At 72.1% G+C, this 21,687-nt stretch carries 19 protein-coding genes; 7 read left to right on the top strand and 12 right to left on the bottom strand.

What is annotated here, in order from left to right; translation table 11 throughout:
• The 4 genes from ACFYO9_RS24110 to ACFYO9_RS24095 form a co-directional block, all read right to left on the bottom strand.
• Complete coding sequence (locus tag ACFYO9_RS24110) at positions 1 to 1,287, bottom strand: beta-ketoacyl-[acyl-carrier-protein] synthase family protein (protein ID WP_358777913.1); 1,287 nt, start codon at positions 1,285 to 1,287, stop codon at positions 1 to 3.
• Positions 1,287 to 1,523, bottom strand: a complete 237-nt coding sequence (locus ACFYO9_RS24105; protein ID WP_355812428.1) for an acyl carrier protein — start codon at positions 1,521 to 1,523, stop codon at positions 1,287 to 1,289. Before ACFYO9_RS24105 ends, ACFYO9_RS24110 begins: the two co-directional genes overlap by 1 nt.
• A 115-nt stretch (positions 1,524 to 1,638) precedes the next feature.
• Positions 1,639 to 1,827: a DUF397 domain-containing protein gene (locus ACFYO9_RS24100; RefSeq protein ID WP_355812431.1), complete on the bottom strand. Its 189-nt coding sequence runs from the start codon at positions 1,825 to 1,827 to the stop codon at positions 1,639 to 1,641.
• Positions 1,828 to 1,836: 9 nt separating this feature from the next.
• Positions 1,837 to 2,688, bottom strand: a complete 852-nt coding sequence (locus tag ACFYO9_RS24095; protein WP_355812434.1) for a helix-turn-helix transcriptional regulator — start codon at positions 2,686 to 2,688, stop codon at positions 1,837 to 1,839.
• 230 nt (positions 2,689 to 2,918) lie between these two features.
• Between ACFYO9_RS24095 and ACFYO9_RS24090 the strand changes: the two genes are divergently transcribed.
• Together ACFYO9_RS24090 and ACFYO9_RS24085 are read left to right on the top strand one after the other, a co-directional pair.
• Positions 2,919 to 3,317: an ATP-binding protein gene (locus ACFYO9_RS24090; RefSeq protein ID WP_358777914.1), complete on the top strand. Its 399-nt coding sequence runs from the start codon at positions 2,919 to 2,921 to the stop codon at positions 3,315 to 3,317.
• Positions 3,318 to 3,350: 33 nt separating this feature from the next.
• Entirely contained in the window at positions 3,351 to 4,244 is an 894-nt protein-coding gene (locus tag ACFYO9_RS24085) for a hypothetical protein (protein WP_358777915.1), read from the top strand.
• 78 nt (positions 4,245 to 4,322) lie between these two features.
• On the opposite strand, the gene metG is transcribed toward ACFYO9_RS24085, so the two are convergent.
• The gene (gene metG, locus ACFYO9_RS24080; protein WP_358777916.1) at positions 4,323 to 5,951 is read right to left on the bottom strand and encodes a methionine--tRNA ligase; all 1,629 of its coding nucleotides are present in this window, start codon (positions 5,949 to 5,951) and stop codon (positions 4,323 to 4,325) included.
• A 97-nt stretch (positions 5,952 to 6,048) separates the two neighbouring features.
• Positions 6,049 to 7,641, bottom strand: coding sequence for a VWA domain-containing protein (locus ACFYO9_RS24075; protein ID WP_358777917.1), 1,593 nt, complete (start codon positions 7,639 to 7,641; stop codon positions 6,049 to 6,051).
• Between the two features lie 298 nt (positions 7,642 to 7,939).
• On the opposite strand from ACFYO9_RS24075, the gene ACFYO9_RS24070 reads away from it, so the two are divergent.
• Complete coding sequence (locus ACFYO9_RS24070; RefSeq protein WP_358777918.1) at positions 7,940 to 10,039, top strand: PhoX family protein; 2,100 nt, start codon at positions 7,940 to 7,942, stop codon at positions 10,037 to 10,039.
• Between the two features lie 111 nt (positions 10,040 to 10,150).
• Here the strand turns inward: ACFYO9_RS24070 and ACFYO9_RS24065 are convergent, their stop codons facing one another.
• The gene (locus ACFYO9_RS24065) at positions 10,151 to 11,368 is read right to left on the bottom strand and encodes a hypothetical protein (RefSeq protein WP_358777919.1); all 1,218 of its coding nucleotides are present in this window, start codon (positions 11,366 to 11,368) and stop codon (positions 10,151 to 10,153) included.
• 187 nt (positions 11,369 to 11,555) lie between these two features.
• A complete protein-coding gene (locus ACFYO9_RS24060) occupies positions 11,556 to 12,542 on the bottom strand; it encodes a LysR family transcriptional regulator (RefSeq protein WP_355812456.1) in 987 nt (328 codons plus the stop codon).
• 222 nt (positions 12,543 to 12,764) lie between these two features.
• On the opposite strand from ACFYO9_RS24060, the gene snpA reads away from it, so the two are divergent.
• On the top strand, positions 12,765 to 13,424 hold the full coding sequence (gene snpA, locus ACFYO9_RS24055) for a snapalysin (protein WP_355812459.1): 660 nt from the start codon (positions 12,765 to 12,767) through the stop codon (positions 13,422 to 13,424).
• Between the two features lie 82 nt (positions 13,425 to 13,506).
• On the opposite strand, the gene ACFYO9_RS24050 is transcribed toward snpA, so the two are convergent.
• From ACFYO9_RS24050 to ACFYO9_RS24040, 3 genes are all read right to left on the bottom strand, one after another.
• Positions 13,507 to 15,510, bottom strand: coding sequence for an FUSC family protein (locus tag ACFYO9_RS24050; RefSeq protein ID WP_358777920.1), 2,004 nt, complete (start codon positions 15,508 to 15,510; stop codon positions 13,507 to 13,509).
• A gap of 119 nt (positions 15,511 to 15,629) precedes the next feature.
• Positions 15,630 to 16,679 carry an endonuclease/exonuclease/phosphatase family protein gene (locus ACFYO9_RS24045; RefSeq protein ID WP_388666595.1) on the bottom strand — a complete coding sequence of 350 codons (1,050 nt, stop codon included), beginning with the start codon at positions 16,677 to 16,679 and terminating at the stop codon, positions 15,630 to 15,632.
• Positions 16,680 to 17,339: 660 nt separating this feature from the next.
• On the bottom strand, positions 17,340 to 18,248 hold the full coding sequence (locus ACFYO9_RS24040) for a hypothetical protein (protein ID WP_355812468.1): 909 nt from the start codon (positions 18,246 to 18,248) through the stop codon (positions 17,340 to 17,342).
• Between the two features lie 153 nt (positions 18,249 to 18,401).
• Between ACFYO9_RS24040 and ACFYO9_RS24035 the strand changes: the two genes are divergently transcribed.
• Entirely contained in the window at positions 18,402 to 18,785 is a 384-nt protein-coding gene (locus ACFYO9_RS24035) for an SH3 domain-containing protein (RefSeq protein ID WP_358777922.1), read from the top strand.
• A gap of 56 nt (positions 18,786 to 18,841) precedes the next feature.
• On the top strand, positions 18,842 to 19,240 hold the full coding sequence (locus tag ACFYO9_RS24030) for a hypothetical protein (protein ID WP_358777923.1): 399 nt from the start codon (positions 18,842 to 18,844) through the stop codon (positions 19,238 to 19,240).
• Positions 19,241 to 19,276: 36 nt separating this feature from the next.
• Here ACFYO9_RS24030 and ACFYO9_RS24025 read toward each other — a convergent pair whose 3' ends face one another.
• Positions 19,277 to 20,566: an SGNH/GDSL hydrolase family protein gene (locus tag ACFYO9_RS24025; protein ID WP_358777924.1), complete on the bottom strand. Its 1,290-nt coding sequence runs from the start codon at positions 20,564 to 20,566 to the stop codon at positions 19,277 to 19,279.
• A gap of 121 nt (positions 20,567 to 20,687) precedes the next feature.
• On the opposite strand from ACFYO9_RS24025, the gene ACFYO9_RS24020 reads away from it, so the two are divergent.
• The gene (locus ACFYO9_RS24020; RefSeq protein ID WP_358777925.1) at positions 20,688 to 21,629 is read left to right on the top strand and encodes a LysR family transcriptional regulator; all 942 of its coding nucleotides are present in this window, start codon (positions 20,688 to 20,690) and stop codon (positions 21,627 to 21,629) included.
• The last annotated feature ends 58 nt before the right edge of the window (positions 21,630 to 21,687 follow it).

Genomic DNA, 21,687 nt, shown 5'->3' with positions numbered 1-21,687 from the left:
TCAGCCACGGGTGAGGACGAGGGCGGCGTTGTGACCGCCGAAGCCGAGTGAGGTCGACGCCGCGCAGCGCAGCCGGGCGGGGCGGGCGGACCCGGCCACCACTTCGAGGGGCACGGCCGGGTCCTGCCGGTCGAGGTTCACCGTCGGCGGGATCAGCTGCTCCTCGAGGGCGAGGGCGGTCAGCGCGGCCTCGATGCCGCCGGCGGCGCCGAGCGCGTGCCCGGTCATGGCCTTGGTGGAGGTGAGCAGCGGGTGGTCGCCGAGGACGCGGTGCAGGGCGGCGCTCTCGACGAGGTCGTTGATGACGGTCGAGGTGCCGTGCGCGTTGACGTGGCCGACGTCGGCCGGGGCGGCGTCGGCGTCGGCGAGGGCGGCGCGCAGGGCCGCCTCGATGCCGGCGCCGCTCTCGTCCGGGGCGACCGGTGAGAAGGCGTCGTTGGACGCCCCGTACCCGGCGACGTGGGCGCGGACCGCGGCGCCCCGGGCCCGTGCGTGCTCGGGGCGTTCCAGGACGAGCAGGCCGGCGCCCTCGCCGACGACGAAGCCGTCCCGGTCGGCGTCGAAGGGGCGGCAGGCGGCGGCCGGGTCGTCCACGCGGGTGGAGAGCGCCCGCATCTGACACGTACTGGCGAAGACCAGACGTGAGCTCAGGGACTCCGCCCCGCCCGCGACGGCGATGTCGCAGCGGCCGGCCCGCAGCCAGCCGAGGGCGGTGCCGATCGCGTCGGTGCCGGAGGCGCAGGCGGTGCTGACCGCGAGGCTCGGGCCGCGCGCGCCGAGGTCCCGGCAGACGCTGCTCGCGGCGCCGTTGGGCACGCTCAGGGGGGCGACCTTCGGGGCGACGCGACGGGGGCCTCGGTCGGTGAGGACGGCCTGCTGCTCGTCGTAGAACCTCAGCCCGCCGTGGGCGGAACCGATGACGACGGCGACGCGGCTGCCGTCCCAACTCGCCGGGTCCAGGCCGGCGTTGGCGACGGCCTCGCGGGCGGCGATGACGGCGAGCCGGGCGAAACGGTCCATCAGCAGGGTGTCGCGGCCGAGTTCGTCTTCGAAGTCGATGCCCTCGACCGTGTACATGAAGTCGCAGGGCAGCCCCTGGAGGGCGTCCGGGCGGCGCAGGGAGCGGGGCCTTGTGCCGGTGGTGATCTCACTCCAGGCCCGCTTGACGCCGACGCCGGCGGCGGTGACGAGTCCGATGCCGGTGACGGCGACGGGGCCCTGGGAGGGGCCTTGGACGGAGCCACGGGTGGGCCCCGGTGCCGGGGCTGGTGGCCGCGAGCCCGCCATCAGACGGCCGCCGTCTTCTCGCACACGGCGGTGAGGAGGTGGTTCAGGGTGTCCCGCGACGTCAGGTGCACGTCTTCCAGGTCCACGTGCAACTCGTCCTCGAGGACGAGGCGGAGCTCTTCCAGGGCGAGGGAGTCGATGTGCATGCGGTGCAGCGGGGTGTCGGGGTCCAGGGATTCCGGCGCCAGCCTGAACATCCGTGACACCAGGGCGGTTACGTGTTCTGCGGCATCCACCAACTGCTCCTCGCTCGACCCGACGATCCGGCCTGACGCCCGGAGCCCTGCCCAACGGCGTTGGGGGCCGCGAGGTCACGCGCGGTTGCGGCGGCGCGGGGACGGTGGGGGTGCCTCAGAGGTCCCTGTGCTTGAGGGTCCGGAGGAGGTGGGTGAGGGCGGCGGGGGTGGTGTGCAGCTCCTGGGCGGGGGCGTCGCTTTCGCGGAGGTGGATGTGGGGGCGGGCGGTGCGGAGTTCGAGGCAGTTGTTGCCGTCTCCGCTGCCGGAGTAGGTCGACTTCTGCCACTTCTTGGCGTTGGACATGGCCTGCCCTCACAGTTCCTTGGTCAGCTGATGGATGAGGTCTCGCGAGCGATGGGGTTCGAGCGACGCAGTCTTCACCTTACGGAAAAGCGTTCGAAAGTGGTCGAGTTGAGCCTCGGCGTCAATGAACGCGGTGCCGTGCGGTGCGTCCCGCAATACGGTGCCCAGGCGGTCAATGGGTCCACCCACGCGCATCATGGCGCAGCTCGCGCCCCCGAAGTCGTCCAGGGCGAACGGGACGACACGCACCGTCACATGGGCCGTTTCGGACAGCTTGAGGATCTGGTCCAACTGGGCTCGGAACACCTTGCGGCCACCGACCCTGATACGTAGTGCCGACTCGTGGATGATCGCCTCGTACGCGACGGGAGCGTCCCCTTCGAGGATGGTGCGCCGCCCCATGCGGTGGTCGACCATGGCCTCCAGCTCCTGGTCCGGGAACTCGGGTCGGGTGTACGAGAAGACCGCTCGCGCGTAGTCCGGCGTCTGCAAGAGGCCGGGAACATGGAGGAGTTCCATGTCGTGCCGAGCCGTCGCGTGGTGCTCCAACTCGGCGACGTCCAGGAACACCGGCGGTAGTACGCCCCGGTACTCCTCCCACCAGCCGCGCGTGCGGTCGGTCGCCATGGTCACCAGCGCGCCGACGAGAGTTTCGTCCGTGCACGCGTAATGAGCAGCCAGCCGGCGTAGGCGCACTTCGCTCACCCCTGACCGGCCGGACTCGATATGGGTCATCTGCGCAGCGTTGACCCCCAATAGTGCTGCGGTCTCTCGCGCCGTCATGCCTGCGGCCTCACGCAACTTGCGCAGCTCGGTCCCCAAGCGCAGCTGCCGAGCAGTGGGGTGGGTCCGCAACGCCATTCGAGCCTCCGTGCAACTCGCCTGCTGGAACGCCTCGTTCGGGTGTCAGGCTACGACAACAGCTTGCGGCACCTAAATATTGAGGTCTACCGTCGGTGACGCGTCGCACACGCTGCGAGACCGGGGACCCGGAAGCGCACCACCCCGTCATGCCATGGCGGACGTGACACTGCCACCGCCCAGGATTCGCCGCACCCGGCAACTCCCCTCCCCTCGACAGGAGTTCTCGCATGCCTGGAAGTGAACCCTGGGAGTACACCCTGTACATCCCCCACGACCTCCGCGCCGTCACGCTCTGCCGGCACACCCTGCGGCTGATGCTCACGCTGCACTGTCTGCCCCAAGTCGTCGACATGGCAGAGCTGTTGGCGACCGAGCTGGTGTCCAACGCCGTGCGGCACACCAAAGGTCCCGCCGCCCTCCGTGTCCGTTACGCCGACGGGGTCCTCCGGATCGGCGCGTGGGACGCGGACCCGACGCCACCGGCACCGCCCCCACGCGTGGCCGACTCGGGCGCGGAACGGGGCCGGGGCCTGGACCTCGTGCGGGCCTGCGCCGACGGCTGGGGCTGGCACCCGGCGGCCACGGAACCCGGCAAACACGTCTGGTGCGAACTCGACGCGGCCTAGCTCGTTGATCACGTCGTACAGAAAGGAGAACCCATGGTCAGCTCGTCACATGAGGCGATGCACCGGATCTTCCAGAAGGACACGGCCCTGCTGATCCGCTCCCTCCAGCGTCTGCTGCACGTCCCCTTCCCGGAGCCCCGGGACATCATGACGCTCGACGTGGACCTCACGGAGATCGAACCCGTCGAGCGCCGCTGCGACACCCTGTTACGGGTGGACACCGACGACGGCAACTACCTGTTCGTCATCGAGTCGCAGGGCAAGAAGGACGAGGCGAAGCGCGGCAGTTGGCCGTACTACCTCTCGTACCTCTACGAGAAGTACCACTGCGAGCCCGTGCTGATCGTCGTGACGCAGAGCGCGGCGACGGCCCGTTGGGCCGCCAAGCCCATCCAGTTCGGGCTGCCGGGCTGGTCCTCGCTCACCGTTCGTCCCATGGTCCTGGGGCCGGACAACGTACCGGTGATCACGGACCGACATGAGGCCGAGAGGGACGTCCCCCTTGCGGTGTTTTCGGCGATTACTCATGGAAGAGGACCGGGGGCCGCCGCCATACTGGGGGCACTGGCTGCGGCTCTGGAAACCATCGACCGCGAGGCGGCGGGAATGTTCGCACAGCTCACCCGGTCCGGTCTGGTGGACCCCCGGGCGAAGGAGATCTGGGAGGAACTGATGACGGCGACCAAGTACTTCTTCGACCACCCGTTCGCGGTGAAGGAGCGGGAGGAAGGCCGGGAAGAGGGGCGGGCCCAGGATCGTGCCGAGATGGTCCTGAAGATTCTCTCCTGGCGCGGCATCGACGTGCCTCCCGCCGTTCGCGCACAGGTCACCGCATGCACCGACCTGGACCAGCTGGCGGTCTGGGCGGAGCGGGCCGTTCACGCGGCTGGGGCGGAGGAGTTGTTCGACGGCGGTGGCGAAGGCTGACCGGGTGTGGAAAGTCCCGGTGCCTGGCCCTGGGAGACAGGGCGGCACCGGGACTTTTCCCGTATTCGTCGCGTACCGCTACGCCGCCGGCTTTTCCTCCAGGCGGGGGAAGAGCACCGCGCCCTTCGTGACCGTCGCGCCCGCGGGGAGCGTGCCCCACGTGGCCGCCGTCCGGACGTTCTGGTCCGCGAGCGCGCCCAGCGACGGCTCCGCGCCGAGGGACTCCCACAGCTTCTGGGAGGTCTCCGGCATGACCGGGTTCAGCAGGACCGCCACCGCGCGCAGCGACTCCGCCGCCGTGTAGAGGATCGTCGCCAGGCGGGCCTTGCCCTCCGGGGAGTCGCCCTTGGCCACCTTCCACGGCTCCTGCTCCGTGATGTAGCCGTTGACCTGCTTCACGAAGTCGAAGATCGCCAGGATGCCGCCCTGGAAGTCCAGCTCCTCGCCGATCTTCCGGTCGGCCTCGGCGACCGCCTTCGCCAGGCCGTCCTGGACCGCCCGCTCCGCGTCGCCGGACGCCGTCGCCTCGGGCAGCGCGCCGCCGAAGTACTTGCCGACCATGGCCGCGAGCCGCGAGGCGAGGTTGCCGTAGTCGTTCGCCAGCTCGCTCGTGTAGCGGGCGGAGAAGTCCTCCCACGAGAACGAGCCGTCACTGCCGAACGCGATCGCCCGCAGGAAGTACCAGCGGTACGCGTCCACGCCGAAGTGCGACGTCAGGTCCTGCGGCTTGATGCCCGTCAGGTTCGACTTCGACATCTTCTCGCCGCCGACCATCAGCCAGCCGTTCGCGGCCACGCGGCCCGGCACCGGCAGGCCCTGCGCCAGCAGCATCGCCGGCCAGATCACCGCGTGGAAGCGGAGGATGTCCTTGCCGACGAGGTGCACGTTCGCGGGGAAGGTCGAGGCGAACTTCTCCTCGTTCGCGCCGTAGCCCACCGCCGTCGCGTAGTTCAGGAGCGCGTCGACCCACACGTAGATCACGTGCTTGTCGTCCCAGGGGACCTTCACGCCCCAGTCGAACGTCGACCGGGAGATGGACAGGTCCTGCAGGCCCTGCTTGACGAAGTTCACGACCTCGTTGCGCGCCGACTCCGGCTGGATGAAGCCCGGGTTCGCCTCGTACAGGGCGAGGAGCTTGTCGCCGTACTCGCTCAGCTTGAAGAAGTAGTTCTCCTCCTTGAGGAGTTCCACCGGCTTCTTGTGGATCGGGCAGAGCTTCTGTCCGGAGAACTCGCCCTCGCCGTCGATCAGGTCGCCGGGGAGCTTGTACTCCTCGCAGCCCACGCAGTACGGGCCCTCGTAGCCGCCCTTGTAGATCTCGCCCTTGTCGTAGAGATCCTGGACGAACTCCTGCACGCGGTCGGTGTGACGCTTCTCCGTCGTACGGATGAAGTCGTCGTTCGCGATGTTCAGGTGCTCCCAGAGGGGCTTCCAGGCCTCGGTGACGAGCTTGTCGCACCACTCCTGGGGGGTGACGTCGTTCGCCTCGGCCGTGCGCATGATCTTCTGACCGTGCTCGTCCGTGCCGGTGAGGTACCACACCTTCTCGCCGCGCTGACGGTGCCAGCGCGTGAGCACGTCCCCTGCAACGGTCGTGTAGGCGTGGCCCAGGTGAGGAGCGTCGTTTACGTAGTAGATGGGGGTCGATACGTAGAACGCCTTCGCGTTCTCGTCCGCTCCCTGCTTCTCGGATCCAGTGGCCGCCATGGTCGAAATCCTAACGGCCGGACAGAGATCGAATCACCTCGATATCAGCGGGTGGACCCGGGGCTCCCGCTCCCGGGCCACCCGTCCGATCCCTCGGCTACGGGCGCCAGTGCGCCAGCAAACCCTCGTAGAGCTCCTTGTCCGTGAGCTCGCGCGGGGACGGGCCCGCGTGGAAGAAGCCCGCGTTCTCCGCCTTCAGCCTGCGGAGGTAGTCGAACGCCTTCGCGTCGTGCTCGCCGAACGCGACGAACTGGAAGAAGAGGGGGTGCGCGGCGGCGTCCCGCAGGGCCTGGGTCGCCGGGCCCTTCGCGTCGGGGGCGCCGTCCGTCTGGAAGATCACCAGGGCGGGCTCGCCGGCGTGGTCCGACTTCTCGTAGTGGGCCACGACCTCTTCGATCGCGCGGTGGTAGCTGGTGCGGCCGAGGCGGCCGGCGGCGGCGTGCATCTCGTCGATGCGGCCCTCGTGCTCGGGGAGCGTGAGGGTGCCGGTGGCGTCGATGTCCGTCGAGAAGAAGACGACGTGGACGGTGGGGGTGGGCTCGGGGGAGAGGTGGGCGGCCAGGGCGAGGGTCTGGTCGCCCAGGGCCTGGGCGGAGCCGTCCTTGTAGTACGGGCGCATGGACCCCGAGCGGTCCAGGACGAGGTAGACGGGGGCGCGGGTGCCGGTGAGGTCATTCTTTTTCAGGGCGGCGGCTGCTGCGCGGTGCGCGGGGGCCAGCCCTGGGGCGGTGGACTTCAGGCGGGCGGGGGTGAGGGTGGGCCCGGCCTTGACCTTCGGCTCGGCGTCGTCCGCCGGGGTGACGTCAGCCTTCGGCTCGGGGTCGCCCGCCGGGGTGACCTCAGCCTTCGGCTCGGCGTCCGCCTTCGGCTCGGGGGTGGCCTCAGCGGTGACCTCAGCCTTCGGCTCGGGGTCGTTCTCCTTGGCGCCCTCGTTGTCCTTGCCCGGCACCGGGGGCTGTGCCCACCCGTCCCGCCCTGCGGGACGTTTGCCCACAGCAGCAGCTTCCGGCTCCGGCTCGTCGGTCGGCTGCGGTTCCTTCGCGTCGGCCTTCGGCTCCGGAGTGGCTGTGTCGGCGTTGTCCGCGGGGGCCTCCGGAGCGGGGACGTCGGCCTTCGGCGCGTCCTTGTCCTCAGCGGGAGCGGGTACGTCGGCCTTCGGCTTGCGGGGCGCCTTGGCCTTCGGCGCGGTCGCGGCGGGGGCCTCCGGGGCGGGGGCGTCAGCCTTCGGCTCCGGTGCGGTCGTGTCGGCCTTGTCCTTCGCGGGAGCGGGACCGTCAGCCTTCGGCTTCGGCGCGGTCGCGGCGGGGGCCTCCTGAGCGGGAGCGTCCGTCTTCGGCTCCGCCTCAGGGGACGTCGACTGAGGTGGTACCGAGACGTTGTCGAAGGCCGCTGCCACCAGGTCGTCCACCGTGGGCGGGGACGGTTCCTGGCTCGGGGACGGGACCGAGGCCTTGCGGGGCGGGTCCGGGGTCGGCTCCGAGGACGGGGACGGCAGCGTCACCGCCTCCGGCGACCGGCCCTCCGGCGAGGAGGACTCCGGCGACGGGGACTCCGGCGAGGAGGAGGCCGGCGTCACCTCCGGTTCGGGCGCAGTCGCATACGACTCCGCACGGTCGGGCTCCCGAGCCTCCGGAACGCTCTCCTTGCGTGACCGTCCGAACGCGTTCCGCAGGCGGTTCAGAATGCCCATGTGCGCAACCCTTCGCGTGAGTTGATTCCCGATAATCCCTGGCCAGGGCGGACACGTAAGGTTAGCCGCCGCTGTCGGCGATCTTGGGCAGGGTCGGCCTCCGTCACCCACCCGTGCCACGCGCCTCGGATACCCGAGGGGCGTCGGGCCCGTAACTGCTGCCCCACCGGCGCCAATTCACCATTCACCCGCCGTTCACCCGCACGCCGTCGCCCCGCCGGAACCCGCGCCTAGCCTCACGGCGGAATCAAGCCAGAGCAAGACCCCTGCCCCGGCTCGCCACCACGACGGAGGAACCGTGCGCACACTGCTGCCGATCATCAGCTCGCATCAGGGGAGCGGCGGCCGTTCCGCCCTGACCTGCCGGTTCCGGTGCGGTGACGCGTGCTTCGGCGAGGTGCCCAACACCAGCGACAACCCGTACGTCGGCGACGTCATCGCCGGTGCCCTCAGCCGCCGTTCGATGATGCGCGCCGCCGCCGTCGTGACGGTCGCCGCCGCGGCGGGGGGTGCCGTCGTCGCAGGACCTGGCGCCCCTCAAGCCGTCGCCGCCACCTCTGGCGAAGCCGGACGGCACGGTGGACGCCACGACAAGGGAGCGCGCGGACTGCGGTTCGCGCCCGTCGCCCCCAACACCGCCGACACCGTCACCGTCCCCGCCGGCTACCGGCAGAACGTCGTCATCCGCTGGGGCGAGCCCATCCTGCGCGGCGCCCCCGCCTTCGACGCCGACCGGCAGAGCGCCAAGGCGCAGGGCGGGCAGTTCGGTTACAACAATGATTTCCTGAGTCTGCTGCCGTTGCGGGGCGAGCACGGGCGGCAGCTCCTCGTCGCCAACCACGAGTACACCGACGAGGTGCTGATGTTCCGGGGGTACGACCCCGAGCACCCGACCCGCGAGCAGGTCGAGACCGCCTGGGCCGCGCACGGCCTCTCCGTCGTCGTGGTCGAGGGCGGGCGGCGCGACGGCGCGCTGCGTGCCCTGCCCCGGCACCACCTCAACCGCCGCCTGACCGCCACCAGCCGGTTCCGCCTCACCGGGCCCGCCGCGGGCAGCGCCCTCGTCCGTACGCAGGCAGACCCGCGCGGCACCACCGTCCTCGGCACCCTCAACAACTGCTCGGGCGGCACCACCCCGTGGGGCACCACGCTGCACGGCGAGGAGAACTTCAACCAGTACTTCGGCAACGCCGCGAAGGTCACAGAGCCGACCACCGTCGCCCGCCTCAAGCGGTACGGCGTCACCGGTGAGGCCTCCGAGCGCAAGTGGGAGCGGTTCGACCGCCGCTTCGACCTCGCCCAGGAGCCGAACGAGGCCAACCGGTTCGGCTGGGTCGTCGAACTCGACCCGTACGACCCGCAGTCCACGCCGCGCAAGCGCACCGCGCTCGGCCGCTTCAAGCACGAGGCCGCGCAGCCGCGGCTGACCCGCGACGGCCGGCCGGTGGTCTACATGGGCGACGACGAGAAGTTCGACTACTTCTACAAGTTCGTCGGCAGCAAGCGGATGGCCAAGGGGTCCTCACGCGCCGCGCACGAGTACAACCTCACCCTCCTCGACGAGGGCACGCTGTACGTCGCGAAGCTGACCGGCGACTCCCCGGCCGGCGAGATCGACGGCAAGGGGACGCTCCCGGCGGACGGCGAGTTCGACGGCGGCGGGACGTGGATACCGCTCGCCACCGCCGGGCCCGGCGGCAAGGCCGTCTCGCACGTCGAGGGCATGAGCGCCGAGGAGGTGTACGTCTTCACGCGGCTCGCCGGTGACAAGGTGGGCGCCACGAAGATGGACCGGCCCGAGGACATCGAGCCGTCGCCGCACACCGGCAAGGTGTACGTCGCCCTGACGAACAACTCCGACCGGGGCAAGGCGGGCAAGGCCGGCGCCGACGAGGCCAATCCGCGCGACCTCAACAAGCACGGGCAGATCCTGGAGCTGACCGAGCGGGGCAACCGCGCGGAGGCGACCACGTTCGGGTGGTCGCTGTTCCTCGTCGCCGGTGACCCCAAGGACCCGGCCACGTACTTCGCGGGCTTCCCCAAGGAGCGGGTCTCGCCGATCTCCTGCCCGGACAACGTCGCCTTCGACCCGCACGGCAACCTGTGGATCTCCACGGACGGCAACCAACTCGGCTCGCACGACGGCCTGTTCGGCGTCGCCACGCGCGGTGAGCGGCGCGGCGAGCTCAAGCAGTTCCTGACCATGCCGACCGGCGCGGAGACCTGCGGTCCGCTCGTCCAGGAGCGACGGGTGCTCGTCTCCGTGCAGCACCCGGGCGAGGTCGACGGGGCGTCGGTGGAGAAGCCGGCGAGCGCCTGGCCGGACGGCCCCGGCCGGATCGTCCGCCCGTCGGTCGTCTCGGTGTGGCGCGAGGACGGCCGCGACATCGGGGTCTGACCAGGGGGCGCGGAGGGCGCCGAGGACGCGAAAGGGGCGCCCCGCGGTCGCGGTGCGCCCCTTCTCCCGTACTGGTTCTGCCGTACTGGTTCTCCCGTACGGGAACGTCGCTCAGCTCTCCTGGTGGTTCCGGCGGTACAGCGCGAAGCCGAGGCCCGCCGCGCCGATCGCCGCCATGCCGCCGCCCGCCGCGATGAGCGGCGCGTCGTCGGACGTCGACTCGACGCCGTCGGCGCCGGCCTTGACGCCGCCCTTCGGGACGACCTGGTTCGAGTCGTTGCGCGGCTGGGGCTTGGCGTGGCCGTTGCCGTTGCCGTTGGTGTGGGTGCCGTTGTTGTCGTGGTGGCCGTTGCCGTGGGTCTTGCCCTCGACCCAGCCCTTCATGGTGCCGTCGGGGTTGAGGACGAAGTGGGCGCCGTTGTGCTGCCCGTACGCCGGCTTGCCGCCCGACTGCTTCAGGGTGTCCCAGACGGACTTCTTGCCGGTGTCGGGCGCCTTGGCGATCATGTCGGCCTCGTAGCCCGTGCTGACCTTGTAGACCTTGGCGTCGAAACCGGAGCCGCCGAGGTCGCGGTACTCGCGGACGAAGACGCGCTTGTGGTCCGGCTTCGGCTTCGGCGGGGTCGGCTTGGCCTTCATCGTGATGGTGCCGCCCGGGGTCAGCGTGAAGATGTTGCCGTCGATCGTGCCGGTCGCGGACTTCTCGTACGCGGTGAGGGAGCCCTTGGCCTTGCCGTTCAGGGATATGGCGGCCTTGGCGGTACGGGCGGAGGCGTTGACGTCGACCTTCGCGGTCCAGCCCTTGCCGAGGTCGGTGGTCCCCTTGGAGACCCAGCCGCCGGGGACGGGCTTGTCCTTGTCCTTGTCCTTGTCCTTGTTCACGATCTTGGCCGTGACCGTGCCGTCGGGGGAGAGGGTGAAGGTGCTGCCGTCGATGGTGGTGGACGCGGACTTCTCGTAGGCCGTGAGGGAGCCCTTGGCGGCGCCGTCCTTGGTGAGCGTCGCCTTGGCGGTACGGGCGGAGGCGTTCACGTCGACCTTCGCGGCCCAGCCCTTGCCGAGGTCCGTGGTGCCCTTGGACTCCCAGCTGCCGGGGACGGGCGCGTCCTTGTCCTTTTCCTTGTCCGTCTCGTCCTTCTTGTTCTCGTCCGGGTTGGTCGTGTCCTGGCCCTGATCCCGACCCTTGTCGCTCTGGTCGTCACGGGCCACCTGGCCCTGCGGCGTCGACGGGGCGTCCGCGGCGAACGCCGCCGTGGTCGGGACGGCGAGCGCGGCGATGGCTCCGGTGGCGATGGCGGCGGTACGGAAGGTACGGCGGGTGGCGCGCATGGTGGTGACTTCCCTCGTGGCTTCGGATCGAGCTGTCCGTGTTTGTGCCCCTTTGCGGTGGCGACAGACACGAAGGTACGGGCGCGATGTGTGCGTCATCCGTCGGAAACGTAACAAGTGGCCGCAGGGCGCGACCCAGTACCGTAAAACGGACGAAACCGCAGGTCGGAGGGGGTGTGGCCGAAGGTCACCGGCTGGCCGGGACCAACGTCCCGCCGGCGCTCCCCCCGGTGCTCCCCCGGGGCCCGCCGGCCCGCGTCAGCCACTCCGTGTAGGCGGGCGCCTGCCGTGCCGCCTCCCAGTAGGCGGCCTCCAGCTCGCCGTAAACCGCGTCGAGCTCCTCCTCGGTGCGGGCCGCGAGGACGAGACGTACGCCGAGGGGGTCGCCGTACAGCGGGCGTACGGCCATGTCGGTCCTGCCGCGCGAGGTCGGCTGGCAGAGGGCGACGACCTCGCCGGTGGCGACGAGGGACGCGGCGGTGAGGTAATCGCCGTGCAGCACAGGGGGGTTGAGGCCGGCCGCGGTGAGGACGCGGCGCAGGCCGTCCCATTCGCCGTCGACCGTGGGGTCCACCATCCAGCGGTCGTTCGCCAGCTCGGAGAGGCGTACGACGGGGTGGTCCGCCGCGGGATGGTCCGCGGCGAGGGAGACGAACTGCGGCTCCCGGTCGAGCAGGACGCGTCTTCGGAGCGCTTCGGGCATGCGCAGCGGGCAGCCCTCCACCTCGTGCACGAAGGCGATGTCGAGGTGGCCGGTGGTCACCATGTGCAGCAGGGCGTTGCCGGACACGTCCATCTGGAGCGACATCTCGGTGCCCGGCAGGCGGGCGCGCAGTCTGCGCAGCCAGCCCGGTATGGCGCGGCTCGCGGTGGACCCTATGCGCAGCTGCGGCCCCTCGGCGGAGCGGGCGGCGGCCGCCTTCGTCTCGGCGACCAGCGCGCGCATCTCCGTCACCAGCGGGCGGGCGCGGCTGAGCACGACCCGGCCCAGCTGGGTGGGCCGGCAGCCCGTGCGCTCCCGCGAGAAGAGCTGCCCGCCGAGCGCGTGCTCGATGCGCCGCAGCTGGGTCGTCAGCGACGGCTGGCTCATGCCGAGCTGACGCGCGGCCTTGTGCAGACTGCCGGTGTCGGCGATGGCGCACAACGCGCGGAGGTGCCTGACCTCGAGCTCCATGGCGCCTGAGCGTAGAGGCGGTACGGCCGCCGCACCAGACGCTCAAACCCCATGAGAACCGGCCGTTCTGGGCAGGCCTGGACCTGGTGATAGCCCGGAGCTATCGCGAGTTGCCATCATTCCCACGCGCCCCATGCTCCCCGACACTCACCGGTACCGAACCGTTCACCTTTCACCGACCGCCCCCACGCGGTCGTGGAACGAGTAGGGAGCCCCCCACACATGAACAAGCGTTACCTGTCTGTCGCGGCCGTCCTCGGTCTCACCGTCGCCGGTCTCGGCGCGACCTCGGCCTCGGCCACCACCGCGGCGCACGACTCCGCGGGCGCCACCCCGTCGTACGCCCGGTACCAGGGCTCGGCGGCGGAGGCCAAGGCCAACAAGGCGTTCTTCGAGGCCGTCGTGAAGGCGGTCGCCGAGAAGCGCGCGGCCCACCCCGGCGCGAAGTCCGTGACCGTCACCTACGACGCGTCCGGTGCCCCCACCTTCGCCCAGCAGATAGCCAGCTCGGCGTCCATCTGGAACGGCGCGGTCTCCAACGTCAAGCTGCAGGCGGGCAGTTCCGGCGCGAGCTTCTCGTACCGCGAGGGCAACGACGCGCGCGGCTCGTACGCGAGCACGGACGGCCACGGCAACGGGTACGTCTTCCTGGACTACGCGCAGAACCAGGAGTACGACTCCACGCGCGTCACCGCGCACGAGACCGGGCACGTGCTGGGCCTTCCGGACACGTACGACGGGCCGTGCAGCCAGCTGATGTCCGGTGGCGGGCCCGGCCCGTCCTGCACGAACTCGCAGCCGGACGCGAGCGAGCGTGCGCAGGTGGAGCAGTTGTGGGCCAATGGGCTCGCGAAGGCGCTGCACAAGGTCAACGGGCGCTGAGCGCGGGGCTGTAACGGGTTTTTGCTTTGTCGGGGAGCTGCGGGCCGGCCTTGGCTGGTCGCGCAGTTCCCCGCGCCCCTTTCTACCCACCCTGCGGTGACGCCACCGCTCGGGCCGCCGCCACCTCTTGGCGCAGGGGTTCCAGGACGCTCTCCTGGGGGACCGCCGTGAACTCCACGTCGCCCTTCTCCAGGATCACCGATGCCCGGAGGCGGCCCGCCAACGCCCTCAGTTCCCGGGCCACTTCGGCCACCTCGGGCGGGGCGGGGGGCGGTGCGCCGTGCCGGATGCGGACCCTTGCCGCGGTCGTGGCGTCCAGGATGCGTTCGACGGCGACGACCAGCGGCCACCAGGCGGCCGCGCGCGCCCCGGTCGGCGGCGGTTCGGTCAGGGCGCGCTGGAACTCGGAGCGGATCACGGACAGGTCCCGGTAGAGGCCGCGGCGCATCCTCGCGCGGGCGGCCGGATCCCCGTCCCCGAACGCGCACTCCACGTACCGCGCGGTGTCCGCCACCGCGTCCGCGAGCCGGTCGCCGATCCGGGTCCCCCAGCTCTCCGGCCAGAGCAGATAGCCCGCGACGAGCGCGATGCCGCAGCCGATCAGGCTGTCCACCAGGCGCGGCAGGACCAGGCCGACGCCCTGGTTGTTGAGGATGTCGGAGAGCAGCAGGATCACCGGGGTGATCGCCGCCGTCTGGTAGCCGTAGCCGCGCACGGTGAACGCCGGGATGAGCGGCGCGAGCAGCATCATCACCGGCACGTCCCACCAGCCGTGCGGTACTTCGACGAGCACGGCGGCGGCGATGACCAGGCCCGCGGCCGTGCCGAGCGCGCGCAGCACCGCGCGGGAGAAGACCGAGCCGAAGTCGGGCTTGAGGACGAAGGTGACGGTGAGCGCCACCCAGTACGACCTGGGCACGTCGATCAGCGAGACGAGGGCCTGCGCGATGCCGATGCAGAGCGCGAGGCGCAGGCCGTAGCGCCAGGACGTGCCGGACAGGATGACGTTGCGGGCGGCGCGGCGGGCGCGGACGCGCAGGGCGGCGGGGCGGCCGAGGCGGTCCTCGGCCTCGATGACGCCGAGCGGGTCGGGGTCGTCCAGGGTCTCCGCCGCGTGCCGGACGGCGTGGTCGAGGGCGCGGGCGGTGTGGTCGCCGGGCTCGGGGAGCGCGGCCGTCGCGCGGGTGCCGGGGCGTTCCCCGCCGGCGTGCGCGTGGCCGCCCCGCTCGACGGCCGCCGCCAGCGCGCGGACCGCGTCCGGGACCTCGGCGGGCAGCCGTACGCAGGCGTGCCGGGCGGCCTGGTCGGCGGCGGGGGCGGCCTCGATCACCGGGGTGAGGGCGTTCAACTGGCCGACGAGCCGGACCAGTTCGGGGCTGCGGCCGTGGTCGCGGGTGCGCCGGGCTAGGACCAGGTCGTAGCTCTGGTTGAGGGCGGCGGTGACGGCGGTGCGGGCCTCGCCGTACGCGTCCGTGCCCGCCGCGTCGAGCAGCGTGGCCACCGAGCGGTAGGAGGCGGCGACGGAGGCGCGTTCGGGGACGCCGGAGCGCAGCGGCCAGGCGAGCAGGGCGAGCGCCAGGACGAGGAGCCCGCCGCCGGTCATCAGGAGCGGGGCGAGCCACCACCGCCCCGGCATCGGAAGCCCCGCGCCGACCACGGAGTTGAGCAGCAGGAGCAGCCCCGACACGGAGGCGACGGCGCCGATCGTCGACATCATCCCGGAGACGAGGGCGACGAGGGTGACCGCGCCGACCGCCACCCAGCCGTGGCCGAAGACGAGCGTGCCGAGGGTGACGCCGAGCGCGCCGAAGAGCTGCGGCACGGCGATGTTGAAGATCCGCATCCGGTAGGCGTCGGCGGTGTCGCCGATCACGCCGGAGAGCGCGCCCATGGAGGCGAGCGCGCCGTACGAGGGTTTGCCCGCGAGGATGCCGACGGCGAGCGGGAGCGCCATCGCGACGGAGGCGCGGGCCACGGCGGCCCAGGGGACGGGCGCGGACTGCGGCTTGAGGGACCTGACCAGCCAGTCGGGTGGGGCGAGCGGGCTCAGTGAGACCGGACGGGACGGACGGGACTCTCGGGGCATGCGCCCATTATCGGCGCTTTACGGGCCGCGCCCCGGCCGGCGGATCAACGCGCTGTTTCGTCTTTGTGCAGATCAGGTGGTGCGGGTATCAGGTGGTGCGGGTATCGGGTGGTGCGGTATCAGGTGGTGCGGGTCGGCTCGTGGAGGATCAGGGTGATGGCGAGGGCCCGGTGGTCGGTGTGGCCGATCTCCAGGAAGCGGGCGTCGCGGGCCGCGAAGTCCGGGGTGGCGAGCACGTGGTCGATCTGCGCGCCGAGCGGCGCGGGCGCGGCGGCGGGCCAGCTCGGGGCGCGTGGGGTCCCGGCGAGCCGGGCGGTGTCGCGTACCCCGGCGTCCAGGACGGCGCGGAAGGCGGCGTGGTCCTGGGTGGCGTTGAAGTCCCCGGCGATGATGGTGGACCGGCCGCCCCCTGCGGCGGCGTACTCCCGCAGCTTGCCGAGCTCGGAGCGCCACAGGCCGACCTGGCGGGGCATGGGCGGCATGGGGTGCGCGAGCTGGATCCGTACGGGATGACCCTGGACGTCGGCGACGGCGCCGGGCATGCCGAGGGTGGCGTCGAGGCCGTCCGCGCGCTTCAGGGGGACCTTGGCGAGGATGACCGAGCCCTCCGCGGCGTCCGCGGCGGCGGCGTCGACGGCCGCGCGGTAGGGGTAGTCGGCGCGCGGCAGCTCCGTGCGGAGCAGGGTGGCGCAGGCGTGGTCGCACTCCTCGACGAACACCAGGTCGGGCCGCTCCTTGCGGACGGCCCCGATCAACCCCTGGGTCCCGTTGCCGAATTCCACGTTCGACGTCAGGACGCGCAGTTCGGCGACGGCGTCGCCGCGGGGTGCGTCGGTGTTCCCGTAGGGCTCCATGTACCAGGCGACGAGGCCGAGTACGACGACGCCCCACAGCATCCCGAGCCGCCACCGGCCGAGCACGGCCATGAGCAGCCCTGCGCTGGCCGGCACGAGCAGCCAGGGCAGGAAGGCGAGCACCTGCGGCACGGGCGTGAATCCGTCGGAGTCGGCGACCCGGAAGCCGAGCACGGCGCTGACCCCGGCCAGCAGCAGCCCCGCGCCCCACGCGGCGGCCCGCCCCGGCCGCCGCGGCGCCTCCTCGACGGTGTCCTCGTCGCCTGCGGGCGCGGGGGCGAAGGCGGCACCGCCTGCGCCGTCCGCACGGTTCACGCTGTCCAAGGGGAGGAGCCTCTCGTCGCCGACAGGGGTGCGCCGCGGCACGCGCCGAACGCGCCCGCTGCCGCCCGCATCCTCCCCCAGAGACGGGCCGGGGCCGGCGAGGGTTGAGTACGCCGGGCCGGGCCGGGGCGGGGCGGGTCGGGGCGGCGCACGCGTCTGCCCGGGGCCGGGCTGGGCCGGCCCGGAGCGGTGTGCGTATCTGCCCGGGGCTGGGTCGGGCCGGATCGATCCGGGGCGGGCGTGCGTATCTGCCCGGGCGGGGCCGGGCTGGCCTGGAGTGGCGTGCGCAGCTGCCCGGGGCCGGGCTGGACCGTCCCGGAGCGGTGTGCGCATCTGCCCAGGGCTGGGTCGGGCTGGACCGGTCGGGGATGGGCGTGTGTATCTGCCCGGGGCCGGGCTGGCCCGGAGTGGCGTGCGCATCTGCCCGGGGCTGGGTCGGGCCGGGCCGGGCCGGACCGGACCGGACCAGACCGGGACGGGCGCGCGCATCTGCCCGGGGACGACGCCGTCCCGGAGCGGCGCGTGCACCTGCCCAAGGCTGGGTCGGACCACGCCGTCCCGGAACGGCGTGCGCATCTGCCCGGGGTCGGACCACGCCGTCCCGGAGCGGTGCGCGTACCTGCCCGCGGACGGGCCCGGCCCGGCCACCCCCTACACGAGCGCGCCCGTCCGCCCCCGCGCGGGCGTCGTCGGGGTTCGGCCGGCGCGGTGCCGGGTGGACAGCCACAAGCCGAGTGCCACGGCCCCGCACACGCCGACGATCACCCACGACGTCACCCGCAGCGTCTCCGTCAGCGCGTCGTAGACCGCGCCCGCCGCGTTACGGGAGATGCCGGCCGGCAGGTCGTCCAGGGTGAAGGAGCGGCCGACCGCGATCGCCGACAGCAGGGCGAGGGCGCCGAGGGCCATGCCGAGGGCCGTGGCGACGACGGCCCTGCGGCGCCCGCCGGCGAGCAGGCATCCCGCGACGGCCAGGACGGCCGCCGCCACCGCCGGCCAGACCCCCGCCACCTGCAGCGCGTGGAAGCTGCGCCACAGCCACCCGAAGTCGTCGGACTGCAGGACCGCGACCTCGGTGTGCCGCACCGGGATCTTCGACGCGAACGGCACGCCGTCGTCCTTCAGTTGCTGCTTGATCTGCTGGGTGATGGGGGCGAGATCGATGGTGACCTCGCCGTTCGAGTCGTCGTTGAGGGCGGACTGCACGGCGTCGTGCGCCGCCCGGTTCGCCGCGTTCCAGGCCGTCTTGTACGCCGCCGTCTCGGTGAACGACCGCACCGCGTCCCGTACGAACGACTCCACGGTGCCCTGCAGCGGGCCCACGTCGATCTCCTTCATCACCGAGCCGGTGACCGCGTCCGCGACCGCGGAGCGCACCGCGGGGTCGGAGGCGAGGGGAGCCATCGTGGCGACGTAACTGTCCCGGTCCCCGATCTCGTACGTCGCCCAGACGGAGAGCGTGCCGAGGGGGACGAGCAGACAGGCGAGGGTGAGCAGGACGGCGGACAGGGCGGAGCGGGCGCGGGGCGTTCGCGGGTCACGGCGGACGGTTTTCGGCACGCAACCAAGGCAAGGGCCCGGCCACGGGGCACGCGACCGGGGCGACTGCATATGGGGCAACGACATCAGCCGCGCGGGCCCCGCACGGCTCCGGTGGAGGGCTCGGCCGAACGGGTGTTTCCTGGATGGGACGAGGGGGCGAGGAGGTCGATCATGAGAATCGCTCTGAGCCTGGGGGCGGTGGCCGCCGCCACGCTGCTGGCCGCCGGCACCGCGGGCACGGCGGCCGCCGCGAGCACGGGCGTTGCCGCCCACCACGACGACGGGCCCATCTGGGGAACCGTGGTCTCCGGCCCGGACCTGAAGGTCAGGGACGAGCCGAGCACCCACGGCACGATCCTCGCGAAGATGCCGTACGGCAGCGAGGACCGGGTCAAATGCGCCGTCCGCGGCACCACCGTGCACGGCAACCCGCACTGGTACTGGCTGGAGGGCGAGCGCGGCTGGGTGAGCGCCGCCTACATCGACACGGGCGGCCGCCACGTGCCGAACTGCAACTCCACCGACGATCCGTGCCCGCAGTGGCGCGACCGCTGACACGTACGAGCAAGACGTACGAGTGACGTACCGCTTCCCCCACGGAAGGAACCGTCATGGCACACGCCACACCCACCTACACCGCCCACACACCGCGCGCCAGAACCGGTGCGGCCACGGGACTGTGGGCCGGGCTCCCGCTGCTCCTGGGCATCGTCTACGGCTTCTGGACCTCCGGCATCCGCCGCGTCGGCGAGCCGATCACCATCGGCAACGTCCTGTTCGGCGTGGTGACGGGGCTGCTCTTCGCGGCCGTCTTCTTCGCCCTGCACCGGTTCGCGCCCGCGCTCCCCCGCGAACTGCGCGCCCTGTCCTGGACGGCGTTCGCGGGGATCGCGTTCGGCTTCCTCTACAGCCTGACCGACGCCAGCGTGCTGCGGTCGGTGGTGATGTCGCTGGCGGTGTCGGCGCTGGTCTTCGTGGCGGTCTTCTACCGGTACTACACGCGGGAGTGAGCACCCCCGAGAGCGCCCCCGACAGGGTCACGCCGACTACAGGGCGTCCAGGTCGACCGCGCGGGCCATCGCCCGGTATCCGGCGTCGTTCGGGTGCAGGTGGTCTCCGCTGTCGTACGCGGGGGCGATCCGCTCCGGTTCCTTCGGGTCGGCGAGCGCCTTGTCGAAGTCGATGTACGCGTCGTACTCGCCGGAGGTCCGCACCCAGCGGTTGAACGCGTCGCTCACCGCCGCGGCGTGCTTGCCGTAGTGGTCGGAGCCGCCCAGCGGGAGCAGCGTGGCGCCGACGACCCGGACGCCCTTGGCGCGGGCCTGCCGTATCAACTCCCGGTGCCCTTCGATGAGTTCGCGGGCGGAGACGACCGGGGCGGGCTTGTAGGTGGGCTGGTCGGTCTCGCTGAAGCCGATGTCGTTGACGCCTTCGAGGACGACGGCCGTGCCGACGCCGGGCTGGTCGAGTACGTCCCGCGCGAAGCGGTTGGCGCTCTTCTCGCCGTACCAGGCGGAGTCGTTGAGGACCAGGTTGCCGCCGATGCCCGAGTTGAGCACGGGCCGCCGGTCGCCGGACTTCGCCAGTCGCTCGGCGAGCGCGTCCGACCAGCGCCGGTCGCGGTCGGCGGTGGAGGCGAAGCCGTCGGTGATGGAGTCGCCGAACAGGGCGACCCCGTCGCGCCGCGGCCGCTCCGTGCCGCCGACGTCCACGCCCGCGAGGTAGTACCAGGACTCCGTCGACTCGCCGAACGCCGTGCCCGCGGTGTCGCCGGCGTGGTCCCCCTTCGCCCGGTAGCTGGTCGCGAGGGACTGGGCGTGGAAGGTGGCGGGCCCGGTGGTCCCCGCCAGGTGCAGTGTGACGGTCACGGACTCGAAGGCGTCGAGGTCCAACCCGGCCGCGTCGCTGGCGAGTTGATCGTGCGCGGGAATCGTCACGGACTCCCGCCCGCCGAAGGTGAGCCGGCGGACCGAGCCCTTCCGCACCGAGGCGGGCGCCCCCTTCTCCGTACGGGCGATGGTGGCGCCGGCGATCCGCAGCGGCGAGCTGCCGTACGCGTTGGACAGCCGGATACGGGCTCTGTCGCCGCCCTCGGTGACGCGGACGACCTGGCGCAGGGTCTGGCCGTCGAAGCCGGCCTCCGACCAGTTGGGCTTGAAACCGGTGCTCGGGCGCTGCGGTGAGGTGGCCCACGCGGCGGTCCACGCGGCCCCCTTCCCGGCTTCGGGGCGGCCCGAGGGCGCGGCCTGGGCGCCGGACACGGCGAGCCCCGCGGTGAGGGCGAGCGCGGCGGCGGACGCGGTGAGGGCGAGGGAGGTGCGGGCACGCGAAATCATCGGGGGCTCCGGGGAGTTGAGGAGGAAGGCGGCGGGTGCGGCGGCTGCCGTCCCGATGCCTCAAAGATCCGGCAGGCCCGGCCGCCGATCAACGTCGATCCATGAAACGATCGCTGCGTCCATGCTTATCGATGCAGGTCACGGGGGGTACGTGATGGAACGCCAGGAGCTGGAGACCTTCTTGACGCTGGCCGAGGAGCTGCACTTCGGGCACACCGCCGAGCGGCTCCTGCTCTCCCAGGCCCGGGTCAGCCAGACGGTGAAGAAACTGGAGCGCAAGATCGGCGCCCCGCTCTTCGAGCGCACCAGCCGGGTGGTGCGGATGTCCCCGCTGGGCCGCCAGTTGTACGAGGATCTGGCGCCGCTGCACCGGCAGATGGAGGCGGCCGTGGCGCGCGCCAGGGACGTGGCGCGCGGGGTGGAGGGCGCGTTGGACGTCGGCTTCCTCGGCGCGGGCGCGGGCACGCTGACCGGCCCGGTCCTCGCCTCCTACCGGGAGCGCTGCCCCGGCGTCGAGGTGCGGATGCGGGAGATCCAGTACCGGGACCCGCTCGGCGCGTTGCGGGACGGCGAGATCGACCTGCTCTTCACCTGCCTGCCCGTCGAGGAGCCTGACCTGACGGTCGGCCCGGTCGTCATCAGGGAGAAGCGGATGCTGGCGGTGCCGGTCGGCCACCCGCTGGCCGGCAGGGCCGCCGTCTCCCTGGAGGAGCTGGCGGGCGAGACGTTCTTCGGCATCGCGAACGGCGCGCCCGGGTACTGGTGGGACTTCCATGTGCCGCGCCGGACGCCCGCCGGACGGGAGATCCGGCGGGCCCGTTCGGTCGCCTCCTTCCAGGAGTTGATGACCCTCGTCGCGACGGGCCAGGGCATCTCCCCGGTGGTCGCCTCGGTGCGGACGTACTTCTCGCGGCCCGACGTCGTGCTCGCGCCGCTGGACGACGTGCCCGACGCCGAGGTGGCGCTGATCCACCGCACGGCGGGGGTGAACGCCCGCGCCGAGACGTTCGTCCGCGCGGTACGGGACACGGTGGCGGCGCGGGGCGGGCCTGCGTCGTACTGAGCGCCGCCGACGGTCTTTCGGTGCTCAGCTCTTGTGCCCCAGTCGCGCCACGCGAAGA

Origin of the sequence: Streptomyces sp. NPDC005863 (genome assembly GCF_042871345.1) — a bacterium.
Taxonomy (GTDB): domain Bacteria; phylum Actinomycetota; class Actinomycetes; order Streptomycetales; family Streptomycetaceae; genus Streptomyces.
The sequence above is the reverse complement of the archived record's forward strand: the minus strand, read 5'-3'. Positions and strand labels throughout refer to the sequence as shown.